This window comes from Lederbergia citrea (genome assembly GCF_018343525.1).
Lineage (GTDB): Bacteria > Bacillota > Bacilli > Bacillales > Bacillaceae_C > Lederbergia > Lederbergia citrea.
In genome coordinates, this window is sequence record NZ_JAGYPH010000001.1 from 612,292 (window position 1) to 625,699 (window position 13,408).

Sequence of the window (13,408 nt, forward strand, 5' to 3'; positions counted from 1 at the left end):
GAACACTTTGTGAACTATATCACATTAAAATTGTATTTTGCATTTGATAGGAATAAAATAATCTTATGTATGTGATGTATATCACAAGGTAGGTGTTTCCTATATAAACTGAAGCTTTTACCACAAAAGAAAGGGGTACCTTAATGAAAATGAAATGGGCTTTATATAGTTTATTTATCACTAGTATCATAGTGTTAACGGGTTGTGAATCATTGATGGTTTTGGATCCTAAAGGACCTCAAGCTGAAACGCAAGCTAATGTTATATGGATTTCGATTGCGACCATGGCGTTCATTGTTATTGTCGTTTTCAGTCTATTAGTATTTATAGTATTAAAATACCGTGCATCGAAACAAAGTGAAGATTATGAGCCTCCACATATTGAGGGTAATCCGATTGTTGAATCAATTATTGTGGGAATTCCAGTTTTAATCATTATTTTCCTTTCAATTGTCACTGTTAAATCTACCTATGCAGTTGAGAAAACACCGAAAGGGTATGAAAATCAAAAGCCTTTGATCGTTTATGCCTCTTCCTCTAACTGGAAATGGCATTTTAGTTATCCTGAAGAAAATATCGAAACAGTTAATTACTTATATGTCCCTACGGATCGACCGTTAGAATTTAAATTGTACTCATATGGACCAATAACGAGCTTTTGGATTCCGCAACTTGGAGGACAAAAATATGCGATGTCGGATATGGTAACGACATTACATTTAGCAGCTAGTGTTCCTGGTGAATATATGGGGCGAAATGCTAACTTTAGTGGAAAAGGTTTCGCTGAAAATACATTCCTTGTAAAAGCAATGTCTGAATCCGATTATGATAAATGGGTTGAAGATGTTAAAGCAACAGCTAAACCTTTAACAGAAGAGAAATTCAATGAGTTGTTAAAACCAGGCCATCTTGGACAGTTAACATTCAGTGGAACACATTTACAATTCTTGCCTGCTCCGGAAGGGGAGTATAGTGGACATCATCATGGTTCCCATCAATCACATGTGGATTCAAGGGGTGGACATGAACATAATGAACATTCAAACGAGAAAGATTCAGAACACGATCATCATGAATAGGTTGATCGTTTGTTAACAACTTGCTTTGTATGAAAGGAGTCATAAAAGTATGAATTACTTTGATCGATTTGCTATTCCTCATCCAAGTCCTGCGATTTATGCATCGATGGTTGCCATTGGTCTTACAGTTATTGCTATCATCGCAGGCTTAACATATTTTAAAAAATGGGGTTATTTATGGCGTGAATGGTTAACAACTGTAGACCATAAACGGATCGGGATTATGTATTTGATCTCTGCCTTGCTGATGTTATTCCGTGGTGGCGTTGACGCACTTATGATGCGGGCGCAAACGGCAGTACCTGAAAATGCGTTATTAGATGCTCAGCATTATAATGAAGTGTTTACTACCCATGGGGTAGTCATGATCATTTTTATGGCAATGCCATTTATTTATGCCTTAATGAACTTCGTTGTTCCATTACAAATTGGTGCCCGTGACGTAGCGTTTCCGCGCTTAAATGCATTAAGCTTCTGGTTATTCTTTATGGGTGCGATGTTATTCAATATTTCATTCGTCATTGGCGGTTCTCCCGATGCAGGCTGGACTTCATATTTCCCGCTCGCGGGCAATGATTTCAGCCAATCTGTCGGGACAAATTACTATATGCTTTCCATTCAGATTGCTGGTATTGGTACATTAATATCTGGTATTAACTTTATTACGACGATATTAAAAATGAGAGCAACTGGTATGACATTAATGAAGATGCCAATGTTCACATGGACTGCTCTTATCACGAACGTGATTGTCGTTTACGCCTTTCCAGTACTAACAATTGCACTTCTATTGGGAACAATGGATCGGCTTTTTGGCGCAAACTTCTTTACGACAACGAATGGCGGTATGGATATGCTCTGGGCGAACCTGTTCTGGGTTTGGGGACATCCAGAAGTGTATATCTTAATTTTGCCGGCATTTGGAATTTATAGTGAGATTATCTCTACATTTTCACGACGTAATCTATATGGATATAAATCAATGGTCGCTTCCATTGTCATCATTTCATTTTTCTCTTTCTTAGTTTGGACACATCATTTCTTTACAATGGGACAGGGACCATTAACAAATAGTATTTTCTCGATTACGACAATGGCGATTGCCATACCGACCGGAATTAAGATTTTTAACTGGCTGCTTACGATGTGGAAAGGAAAAATTGAATTTACCGTTCCAATGCTTTACGCAGTAGGATTCATACCGATTTTTACAATCGGCGGAGTAACGGGAGTTATGTTGGGAATGGCAAGTGCCGACTATCAATATCATAATACGATGTTCTTGGTTGCACACTTCCACTACACCATTATTCCTGGTGTCGTATTCGCAATGCTTGCCGGTCTCACATACTGGTGGCCAAAAATGTTTGGATTCATGTTAAATGAGAGAATAGGAAAATGGGCGTTCTGGTTTATTGCTATCAGTTTTAACGTTACATTCTTCCCAATGTTTTTCACAGGTTTAGATGGGCAAGCACGCAGAATGTACACATACTCTGAAGCAACTGGATTTGGTCCGCTTAATTTACTTTCTTTCGTTGGGGCAATTGGACTCGCAATTGGCTTTGCATTAATTGTATATAATGTTTATTACAGCACTCGTTATGCTTCAAGAGATATTAGTGCAGATCCATGGGATGCACGTTCTCTTGAATGGGCTACCCACAGCCCAGTACCATCATATAACTTTGCTGTGACTCCACAAGTTGAATCGATTGAAGCATTCTGGGATGCTAAGAAAAAAAATCGCCTATTATTCAAAGGGAAAATAGAAAAAATTCATATGCCAAATAATAGTGGTGTTCCATTTATTATGAGTTGTATCTTTTTCTTATGGGGCTTCTCATTTGTATTCAGCATGTGGATTCCCGCAATCATTACAACAATAGCTATTTTTGCATGTATGGCACATCGTTCCTTTGAGATAGATGACGGTCATTATATTTCTGTTCAAGAAGTTGAAGACACAGAAAAAAAACTGCGAGGTGTTAGCTAATGAATATAGATCACTCGCTTCCGCTGGAGTATAGTACAGAGCAAAATAAATTGAATATTTTAGGTTTCTGGATTTTTCTCGGAGCCGAAATTATGTTGTTTGCAACACTTTTTGCAACTTATTTCACATTAGTCGATCGTACCGGTAATGGGCCTTCTGGAGCGGAAATTTTTGAAATTACACCAGTGCTGATTGAAACGTTTGTACTGTTAACAAGTAGTTTTACAATCGGTCTCGGGGTTCATGCAATGCGCATTGGTAATAAGAAGGCAATGATGACATTCTTTGCAATTACATTACTACTTGGTCTTACATTTTTAGGAGTTGAGATATATGAGTTTGCACATTATGTTCATATTGGGGCAGGACTGCAAACAAGTGCTTTCACGGCCGTCCTTTTAACAACTTTAGGTACACATGGAGCACACGTGACACTTGGATTATTCTGGGGATTATTTATCATCCTACAAGTAAAAAAACGCGGTTTAACACCAGAAACAGCTAATAAATCATTCATATTTTCATTATACTGGCATTTTTTAGATGTCGTTTGGATCTTTATTTTCAGCTTCGTCTATTTGAAAGGAATGATGTAATATGAGCAAATTATTTCCGCGTAAGCAAGTAATGGGGTTTATCTTTTCGTTAATTCTTACTGCCGTTGCTCTCGCTGTTTATTTTTTCAATATGTCATTTGTAGTGGGGATGACGATACTTCTAGTTACAGCATTCGTGCAGGCAGCCGTTCAGCTTGTTGTCTTTATGCATGCTGGTGAAACTAGTGATAAAGGTTCCATTTATACGAATATCTATTATGGATTTGCTATAGCACTATGTACAATCTTCGGTACATTGCTCATTTTAATCTGGGATATGTAGCACAACAAAGGAGCGTCAAAATGACGCTCCTTTGTTTTTATAAGCATCTAACTGTAAATACTAAGAATACTGCTTGAAAAAATTCCGAGAAGAGAAAACTCTGCTCATTGGGTGAGCTTTATTCCTTTTGCAGTTTTTTCCTGCATTTCTTCTGTTGCTACAAAAAATACACCCATCAAAAAGATAAAAATAGCCCCCATAACTGTTCCAATTCCTATACTAGTCATCATAATGTAACCACTTACAAAAAAACCGTATAAGAAAGTAACAATACCAATTGTAATTAATGTCAAACCAATATACTGTACAGCATTAAGTAATCTTAAATTAGTTTTCATTTACTGGCTCCCCTTTTTTATTTATTATTTATCTTGTTCACAGAACTGTCAATTGTTTTTGACGATTTTCGTACTTTTTTTGTATTCGACGAATCGCGAGTAACAATGGGGAGCCAGTATAATATTTTTTGGTTAGCGGAATTAACTTAACTTTGTTTAATCCCGAATCTTTTTTCATTCCTCATTCGAGCCCGTTCCGCCTCAACCTCTCGATTGCGGGAAGGAGCAGAAGTTTCTAGAGAGTTAAAGAGATTACGTGTAATTTTTGCTACTTCTTTAACGGCATGATTAAAATTGTCCTCATTTATTTTTGCAGGTTTATTGAATCCGGTGACCTTTCGTACATATTGAAGGGATGCTGCATAAATTTCATCATCAGTTGCAGGAGGGTCAAAGTTAAATAAAGTTTTAATATTTCGACACATATCGTACTCCTTGTAATGGTTTTCCCCGATTGTATCACATTCCTTTCTTACTTATTGTTTTATGAGTGGTGTTTTACTGTACTGATTTCCTGATTGCAAAGTTGCCTACAACAAGCTTCATCCTATTATAAGAAAGCAAGTTACTAATTATAAGCATTTTGTTCAAGCTATAAAACATATGCGGGAGTTCAAGAAAAACAATAATGGATATTAAAACAACGGATCATTAAACATCGGAAGTTAATTCCGATATTTTTATGCTTAAATTTATTACGCTAATTAGTATTTTAATTTCAAACTGCTATATAAAGATGAAAAGAAAACAAATGTTTAGATTTCATGGATTACTCAAAAATAGGCATTGTAATTAGGGGCAATACCTAATCAACATTCATAAGTTGTTGGGGAGAGTATCACAAGAAAAGGTGGATTCATTGCCTATTATATGTAGTATTTCCGAACTGGTTGTATAGTTTCCCCTTCATGTTCCTGGCACATCTAATTAATTTGTGGAGGTGACAAGAATGAATAATTTTCATAACGAACTTCAAATGTTAAATGTTGACGATTTTCAAACGAGTGAGGCAGTTCCTTGGGATCAAACCCAGTCCTATGATGATTCAAATCGACAATTTGGTTTAATTGGTGGCTGTTATGGTTTTTATAGTTGTTATAGCTGTTTTAACTGCTTTAGTTGTTTTCGCTGTGGTGGTTGTGGGCGATGCGGAGGTTGTGGCCGCTGTGGCCGTTGTGGCCGTTGTGGTGTTTAATACTAAAGTTTTTCTAGATAAAGCGTTACCTAAAAAGGAATTACTATCCCTGCATGGTTGGTGCAGGGACTTTTTCTTTTGCTACTCTAGAAAATTATAAAATAATACTTTGTGGATAATTTCAAGAAAGTGAGTAATCGTCCAGCTCTTCCGCTATAGTTCTTAGACATATGAAACAAGTTAAACAAGATTATTATTATAAGCCTCTTGTTCAAGCTATGGGACGGATGCAGGAGTTGAAGAAAAACAATAATGGAAATTAAAACAATGGATCATTAAATATCGGAAGTTCATTCCGATGTTTTTTTGCTTGAACAATAATTAGGAATACTCATAAAAATAGGCATTACTATTAGTGCAATATGTAACCAACATTCATAAGTTATTGGTGAGAGTATCCGAAGAAAAGGTGGATTCATCGCCTTTATTTGTAGTATTTCCAAGTTAACTTGTATTGTTTCCCCATCATGTTCCCGGAAGTTATAGTTATTTTTTGTGGAGGTGACAAGTGTGAAAAATTTTCATAGCGAACTTCAAGTGTTGGATGTTGGCGATTTTCAGACGAGTGAGGCAGTTAATTGGGATCAAACTCAGTCCGATGGCGCTTCAGATCGACAAATTGGATTAATTGGCGTCTGCTTTGGTTGTTTTGGTTGCTTTGGTTGCTTTCGCTGTGGCGGTTGTGGGCGCTGCGGGCGTTGTGGACGCTGCGGGTTTTAATCGTATTGTTTTTCTAGATAAAATGTTACCTATAGAGAAAATTATTGTCCCTGCATTGGTTAGTGCAGGGACTTTTCCCTTTTTGATTAGACATATGAAACAAGTTGAGAAACATAGAATGATAGTGAAAGTGATGAAACGATTTCATAACGGTGATGGCTAAGGAGGAGTGAGATGACAAATTTAACCCCTAAAATGCGGCTAAAAGTAAAAAGGGATACATCATATCTCCCTGATACAAACAGCGGTGTGTATTTTCGAAACAATATAAGTTCATTTCGAATGGAAGGACATAAGATTGATCAATGGGTTGAAAAGCTGTTACCGATGTTTAACGGACAGTTTACATTAGGAGATTTAACGGAAGGGTTGCCAGATCCATATCGAAATCGAGTTTATCAAATTGCTGAGGTGCTTTATCGGAATGAGTTTGTTCGGGATATGAGCCAAGATCTTCCACATCAATTGGATGATCATATTCTTAAAATGTATGCTCCCCAAATTGAATTTCTCGAAAGTTTCGGCGATTCAGCTGCTTGTCGTTTTCAAGCCTATCGTCGGGCAAAAGTATTGGCTGTTGGCTCCGGTCCTTTTTTTGTTTCGTTAGTTTCTTCATTAATTGAATCGGGATTGCCGAAGATAAATATGTTCATTACGGACTCGATAGTGACCAATAGGGAGAGGGTGGAGGAACTCGTTGCACGCGCCCGTAAAGCAGACAAAGAGGTGATGGTACAGGAGGTCAGCCTGCAGAAGAAAGAGGAATGCTCATGGAGGGAAATTATTCAACCTTTTGAATCAGTTTTATATGTTTCACAGGAGGGAGATATAGATGAACTGCGTCTTCTTCATACAGTTTGTAGGGAAGAAAACAAGTTATTTCTCCCTGCTTTATGTATACAAGGGGTGGGGCTTGCGGGTCCTATCGTGCATCCGGACTCTACGGGTTGTTGGGAATCTGCGTGGAGGCGCATGCACCGAACTACACTATCCAAAGGAAAACAGTTTTCTTCCTTCTCTCCCATAGCTGGGGCATTGTTAGCAAACATCATCTCCTTTGAATTATTTAAAGAGATTACAAGTGTGGATGAAGCTAAGTCAAGAAACCATTTCTATTTGCTTGATCTTCATACACTGGAAGGAAACTGGCATTCGTTTTTGCCTCATCCATTAGCGGAAGGACGTATGTCTACCGAATGGGTAAGTGACTTGGATTTACTTCCCGAACTAAGTTTAAATAAAGATGTGTCGAGTAAATTATTACTCCACCTCAGCCAGTTGACATCGAAGGAATCTGGAATTTTTCACATTTTTGAAGAGGGGGATTTAAAGCAGCTGCCTTTAGCTCAATGCCGCGTACAGGCCGTCGACATATTATCGGAAGGACCCGCGGAACTGTTGCCAGACATTGTTTGTAATGGTTTGACACATGAGGAAGTCCGGAGAGAAGCTGGTCTTACAGGTATTGAATCCTATGTATCGCGATCGGTCGATTTGCTCGTTACGACACTTCCACCATATGGTGAGGAAACGGCTGTTCCAACACATAAATTCGTCGGAGTTGGAGCGGGAGAAACGGTTAGTGAAGGTATTAGTCGCGGATTGCAAAGTTGTTTGGAGAAGGTGCTTAACAAACAGGAGATTAATAGAAATAATTTAGTTACACAGGTGCAGTTAGATAAGGTGGATGATGAACATTGTCGCTTTTATCTTAACGCACTTACTACAATGAAGGGGGCACCTGTGATCGGACTAGGAAGAGAAGTGTCTGGTTTCCCTGTTGTATGGGTTGGTACGAATGAACGCTGGTTCGGCAATGTAGGTTTGAATATAACGATGGCGTTGCGAAAAGCATTACAACAGGCACTTATGAATGCCCAAAACAAAGAGGACTATCTATTTTCCAAAAGTTTGGAGGTTTCTTCTGTTCATCTAGAAGAAAAGGAACCATTGAGCCTTGTCATTCCTTCCTTAGATATTACAACCCAATCCTCGATTTTACAGTCAGCTATAAAAAATTTAAAACAGCAACAAAAACAACTCTTAGTCTTCGATTTAACATTGGAACCATTTTTGAAAGAGGGACTCGCAGGGGTGTTCGGTGTGTTAATACGAGAGGAGGGTTCTAGTTGAGGAATGCCGTGGTCGTTATCGGAGAAGGGGTGCTGGCGGACCTCGTTTGCAGTAAACTGTCCGCATCATATGAGCTCATTCGCCGCGCCGATCTCGAGGATGGAATACCGGAAACGACAGGTTTGGTTCTAGTATTACACGATTACATCAATCTTGCCATTCATCAAAAAATGGAAAAACATTTGCGAACAACAGGAATCCCCTGGCTGCGAGGCTTCGTTTCATTTGGTGAAGGTGTCGTAGGACCACTGGTTCGTCAAGGGACTCACGGCTGCTCTCAATGTGCTGACATGCGCCGTCTGATGGCCGGACGAGACCGTGAAGAGATGTGGGAGATGATACAGAAAACTGCAGCCCACTGTGAAATGCAGAGAGATGTTTGGGCATCGCGCACTGGACTGTTGCATATGGCCTTTCATTTTACTGCAGAGGTTAATCGTGTTTTAGAAGGGGGGCAGCCAAATTCTGAAGGCCAGGTATTATTAATTAATCTTAAAACACTAAATAGTTCATGGCATTCCTTCCTACCCGATCCGTTATGTAAAACTTGCAGTCAATTACCCAATGATTCACCGGAAGCCGCTCGAATTACTCTGCAACCTAGTCCGAAAATCAGTCCCGACAGTTTCCGCTGCCGTTCAATAGTTGATCTAAATAAGATTTTAAGAAAAGAATATTTAGATCATAAGACTGGCTTTTTAAATGAAAAGGTTTATGATCTCGTGCCGCCATTTGCCGATGTAATTGTCAATCTCCCGTTGTTCTCTGGGGATGAGGGAACAGCGGGACGCACGCATTCATACACTGTAAGCGAATCAACAGCCATTTTGGAGGGGTTAGAGAGGTACTGCGGTATGTCTCCACACGGTAAAAGGACAGTCGTTCATGATAGTTACAGAAATTTAAAAGATATAGCACTCAATCCTATCAATGTTGGCGTCCATGCAAATGAACAATACGCTCAGCCCAATTTTCCGTTCAAACCGTTCAACCCTGATCGCCCTATCAATTGGGTTTGGGGATATTCGTTTTTGCAAGAAAACCCGATCCTCGTTCCTGAATTGCTTGCTTATTACAGTTTGGGCTGCGGAGAGGGATTTGTTTATGAAACCTCCAATGGATGTGCGTTAGGGGGAAGTCTAGAGGAGGCTATTTTCTACGGTATTATGGAGGTAGTTGAGCGTGATTCGTTCTTATTGACTTGGTATGCAGAGCTGCCACTTCCGCGTCTTGATCCTTATTCTACTAACGACCAAGAATTGCCATTAATGATTGAACGTGTCCGAGCGGTGGGCGGATATGATCTGCATTTTTATAATTCAACGATGGAGCATGGTATTCCAAGTGTTTTAGCCTTGGCGAAGAATAGAAAAAACAAGGGATTGAATATCATTAGTGCGGCGGGTGCCCATCTTGATCCTATACGAGCGGTGAAAAGCGCCATTCACGAATTAGCTGGCATGATGCTGACGCTGGATGAGAATTTGGAGAAGGGCAAAGAGAGGTACGTACGAATGATGCAAGATCCTTCCCTAGTAACGAAGATGGAAGATCATGGAATGCTGTATGGGTTGCCGGAAGCGGAGGAACGCCTACAATTTTTATTGGATGATCATCGCCCATTGCAAACGTTTGAAGAGGCGTTTAAATGGAAAACTCGACATACAGATCTCACCGATGATCTAAGGGATATTCTTAAGCTGTTTAGCCGATTGGACCTTGATGTGATAGTGGTTGACCAAACGACACCGGAAATCAAACGAAATGGACTATTTTGCGTTAAAGTGTTGATTCCGGGAATGTTGCCGATGACATTCGGACAACAGTTTACCCGGATAATAGGGCTGGAAAGGGTGCTCCGGGTGCCGATGGATCTTGGTTATGCAAAACAACTATTGTCAATTGAACAACTCAACCCACATCCACATCCGTTCCCATAAGCTGTGGTAAGGAGGTAGGAGTATGAGCCTAGACGCATTTCTGTACAATCTCCATTTTGACATTGAAAAGGTAAGACCGTCAGACTGGGAAGTGGATTGGGATGATGCACCGCTTTCTTATAAGCTTTACCGTGAATTACCTGTCGTTCCGCTTTCTTTGGAAGTCCCGTTGACACTTGAGAACAGGAGCAGATCTATCAAGTTTGACTTACATGGAATCGGTCATTTTCTCTGGTATGTATTTGGTCTTACTCAATTTAGTGAGTCTGTTAGTACTTTGGGTTCAATAGATCAAGAAGCGGATTTTATGCAGTCATATCGACGGTTTATTCCTTCTGGTGGGGCGTTGTATCCGAATGAATTGTACATTTATTTGAAGATCGAGGATTTGCCAGCAGGTGTATACCATTATGATGTGGCACATCACCGCTTGGTATTATTACGGGAAGGAAATTTTGATTCTTATATATCCCGTGCACTTGGCAATCGCTGTGAAATTTCGGATTGTTTTGGCACTGTTTTTGTTTCAACCATGTTTTGGAAAAATTTTTATAAATACAATAACTTTGCATACCGTTTGCAAGGGTTAGATACTGGTGTACTGATTGGACAATTACTAGAGGTAGCAAAGCGTTTTGGCTTCGAATCAAGGGTATACTTCCAGTTTCTTGACCGGGCCATTAACCACCTCCTCGGTCTTTCTGAACAAGAGGAGAGCGTTTATGCGATAATACCGCTCTCGTTGGACAAAATCCCGTTAAAGACCGGGAATGATAAGGCAGGGGATATTTGTGCTGATGAACTATCCCTAGAGTTACGAGCAATGCAGTGTAACCACTATGTCCGATCACAAAAAGTTAAAGAGTATCCAATGCTAGTCAAAATGAATGAAGCATCCATGATAAGATCAACGACATCGTTTCGGAAAATTAGTGTCGAAGAGAATGTAAATAATGAGGTTCAATCGCTAGCTCTGCCTCAAGTGCCGCAACTGTCTTATGATTTGGCGTCGGTCTGCCGTAAGCGATTTTCACCGGATGTAGATTTCATTTTGGGAAAAGTAAGCCAAACGCAACTAGCAACTCTGCTAAAGGAGTCGATGGATGCATATTCATATTTAAATGATATAAATGAAGAGAAATGCGAGCCCCGTATTGCATTATACGGCTGTTTATATAATGTCGAGGGCATTCCGAATGGCGCTTATCATTATGACAACGTTACTCACTCGTTACGTCAAGAGCATCCCGGAGATCATCGAAGTCAATTGCAATATGGAACCTCCGGTAGTAACGTAAATATATTCCAAATACCGATTTGCCTCCATGTGGTAGGCGAAAAGAATTTTTCTAAAACGGTACTTGGATATAGAGGATACCGCATCCAGCAAATGGAAGCGGGTATGCTTGTACAACGATTATTATTAATTGCGACCGCAATCGGAATGGGGGGGCACCCTCTTTTAGGATTTGAAGTGAACTCATGCGATGAGATTTATCATTTGAGTTCAAATGGAAATACAAGCTTAATCCAAATTCCAATTGGTCCGTACCGCCATCGGCCTTGGTTAAGGGGGAGTTTGCATAGTTAAGTATTATTCTGTTTTCAATCATAAAAGAGCCTATTTTGAATAAGTCAAAACGGGCTCTTTTTGTGCGTAAAATTCATTTTCATATAATCCATAAGTATTCGATGATCTGTTTCAATGATTTTCTCTATTTCTGGGTCTCTAGGGACGGTAGGAATTTTCTTTCGATTAATCGTTCTATAAATAGATTTAACGGAAGATTGGCTGTTTTTGACCTTCCATTTGCCATTCTTATTTACTAGTTGCAAATCAATAATACCAAGATGGTTTCCCCAATATCCTGCCTGAACAGTGGCTACGCCGTTAACAGTGCCTTTATTTTGATCAATACCTTTCTTTTTTGAATGATCTCCTTTTAGAGGAAATAAGGAATGACTATGTCCGTATAGGATGGCATCAATTCCTTTGACCTTGCTTAAAGAATAAACGGAATTCCCATTTTTTTGTTTTAAGCCTCGGTCTGGCTCCATTCCCGTATGGGCAAGAGCTACTATTATATCTGCACCGTGCTCTTTCATGATTGGAACATAATACTCTGCCGTGGCACGGATGTTTTTCACCTTAAGTTTTCCTTGGAAAACTGCCTCATCCCAATCTGCAACAATAGGTGTAATTAGGCCAATCACTCCAATTTTTAAAAGATGCTTTTTACCAACTGAATCTTTAACTTCTTTCTTAATAATAGTGTAGGGCTTGAAATAATTTAAATCATCTCCCTCGAAATCGTTATGATCATCGATATAAATATTAGCGTTAACATAAGGAAAATTAGCTCCTTGTAAACTTTTGTTTAAAAATTCAAGTCCATAATTAAATTCATGATTTCCAATTGTAGCTGCATCATAATTGAGTATATTCATTGCTTTAATTACTGGATGTATATCCATGAAGTTAACATATTGGGTCTTCAAAGCATATTTTCCTAAAGAATTTCCTACCAAAACATCGCCAACATCAAAGAGTAGTGAATTTTGTGCTGTCTTGCGTGATTCTTTTATAAGTGTAGCAGTTCTTATCAAACCATATTTAACTGTGTGCTTTCTATTTACATAGTCATAATCCATAATTTTCGCATGCAAATCTGTCGTTTCTAATATTTGAAGATCAATGACAGATTTAGGCACTTCTTGTGCATGGGTACGATTTAAGCCAATGGGCATAGCCATTACAGTCAGTAATAATGCAAAAATTGCCTTTATCTTTCTCATTTCATCACCCAAATCTAAGATGTCTTCATGTCTTTTTATTGTATCTAGATATGAAAAAAATAATCTGAGATACGCTTTGATAAAATAAAAAAACACTATAACTTTTTGTCATAGTGTTTCAGACTATAGACAAACTTGAAAAAATGAGCTGTCTACAGTCTGTTTATTTTTATATTAGATATATCGGGTTTTCCGAAGCTTACCGCTCGCTTTCCGCGAGGAGGCTCCCGGACCTCCCCGCGGAAAGCGAGTGACCGGAGCGGAAATAAACAGGCTGGTTAGCAGAGACCATCAATTAATGAAAAATTACCGAGCTACAGGAAATCATCTTT

The 13,408-nt window shown here is 39.1% G+C and carries 13 protein-coding genes; 10 read left to right on the forward strand and 3 right to left on the reverse strand.

From position 1 onward, the window contains the following. Positions 1 to 143 precede the first annotated feature (143 nt). From qoxA to qoxD, 4 genes are read left to right on the forward strand one after another with little or no spacing between them, the layout of a single operon-like run. A complete protein-coding gene (gene qoxA, locus KHA88_RS03195) occupies positions 144 to 1,079 on the forward strand; it encodes a cytochrome aa3 quinol oxidase subunit II (RefSeq protein WP_213097198.1) in 936 nt (311 codons plus the stop codon). 49 nt (positions 1,080 to 1,128) lie between these two features. Then, on the forward strand, positions 1,129 to 3,075 hold the full coding sequence (gene qoxB / locus KHA88_RS03200) for a cytochrome aa3 quinol oxidase subunit I (RefSeq protein WP_213097197.1): 1,947 nt from the start codon (positions 1,129 to 1,131) through the stop codon (positions 3,073 to 3,075). Beyond that, positions 3,075 to 3,671: a cytochrome aa3 quinol oxidase subunit III gene (gene qoxC, locus KHA88_RS03205; RefSeq protein WP_213097196.1), complete on the forward strand. Its 597-nt coding sequence runs from the start codon at positions 3,075 to 3,077 to the stop codon at positions 3,669 to 3,671. Before qoxB ends, qoxC begins: the two co-directional genes overlap by 1 nt. Position 3,672: 1 nt before the next feature. Beyond that, on the forward strand, positions 3,673 to 3,954 hold the full coding sequence (qoxD, locus tag KHA88_RS03210) for a cytochrome aa3 quinol oxidase subunit IV (protein ID WP_213097195.1): 282 nt from the start codon (positions 3,673 to 3,675) through the stop codon (positions 3,952 to 3,954). 104 nt (positions 3,955 to 4,058) lie between these two features. On the opposite strand, the gene KHA88_RS03215 is transcribed toward qoxD, so the two are convergent. Together KHA88_RS03215 and KHA88_RS03220 are read right to left on the reverse strand one after the other, a co-directional pair. Beyond that, positions 4,059 to 4,292 (reverse strand): hypothetical protein, encoded by a 234-nt coding sequence (locus KHA88_RS03215; protein WP_213097194.1) that lies wholly within the window; start codon positions 4,290 to 4,292, stop codon positions 4,059 to 4,061. A 146-nt stretch (positions 4,293 to 4,438) separates the two neighbouring features. Next, positions 4,439 to 4,717 (reverse strand): DUF2277 domain-containing protein, encoded by a 279-nt coding sequence (locus KHA88_RS03220; RefSeq protein ID WP_213097193.1) that lies wholly within the window; start codon positions 4,715 to 4,717, stop codon positions 4,439 to 4,441. A gap of 551 nt (positions 4,718 to 5,268) precedes the next feature. Here KHA88_RS03220 and KHA88_RS03225 point away from each other — a divergent pair. The 6 genes from KHA88_RS03225 (at position 5,269) to KHA88_RS03245 (ending at position 11,871) form a co-directional block, all read left to right on the forward strand. Next, positions 5,269 to 5,487, forward strand: coding sequence for a heterocycloanthracin/sonorensin family bacteriocin (locus KHA88_RS03225; RefSeq protein ID WP_249308378.1), 219 nt, complete (start codon positions 5,269 to 5,271; stop codon positions 5,485 to 5,487). Between the two features lie 510 nt (positions 5,488 to 5,997). Beyond that, complete coding sequence (locus tag KHA88_RS21510; protein ID WP_488153869.1) at positions 5,998 to 6,207, forward strand: heterocycloanthracin/sonorensin family bacteriocin; 210 nt, start codon at positions 5,998 to 6,000, stop codon at positions 6,205 to 6,207. Then, positions 6,116 to 6,370, forward strand: coding sequence for a hypothetical protein (locus tag KHA88_RS03230; protein ID WP_213097191.1), 255 nt, complete (start codon positions 6,116 to 6,118; stop codon positions 6,368 to 6,370). The genes KHA88_RS21510 and KHA88_RS03230 overlap by 92 nt, the downstream gene beginning before the upstream one ends. Before the next feature lie 11 nt (positions 6,371 to 6,381). Next, positions 6,382 to 8,340 (forward strand): putative thiazole-containing bacteriocin maturation protein, encoded by a 1,959-nt coding sequence (locus tag KHA88_RS03235; protein ID WP_213097190.1) that lies wholly within the window; start codon positions 6,382 to 6,384, stop codon positions 8,338 to 8,340. Then, entirely contained in the window at positions 8,337 to 10,280 is a 1,944-nt protein-coding gene (locus KHA88_RS03240) for a TOMM precursor leader peptide-binding protein (protein WP_213097189.1), read from the forward strand. Before KHA88_RS03235 ends, KHA88_RS03240 begins: the two co-directional genes overlap by 4 nt. Positions 10,281 to 10,302: 22 nt before the next feature. Then, complete coding sequence (locus KHA88_RS03245; protein WP_213121387.1) at positions 10,303 to 11,871, forward strand: SagB family peptide dehydrogenase; 1,569 nt, start codon at positions 10,303 to 10,305, stop codon at positions 11,869 to 11,871. Positions 11,872 to 11,915: 44 nt separating this feature from the next. Here the strand turns inward: KHA88_RS03245 and KHA88_RS03250 are convergent, their stop codons facing one another. Continuing rightward, positions 11,916 to 13,088, reverse strand: a complete 1,173-nt coding sequence (locus KHA88_RS03250) for a metallophosphoesterase (protein WP_249312873.1) — start codon at positions 13,086 to 13,088, stop codon at positions 11,916 to 11,918. Between the last annotated feature and the right edge of the window lie 320 nt (positions 13,089 to 13,408).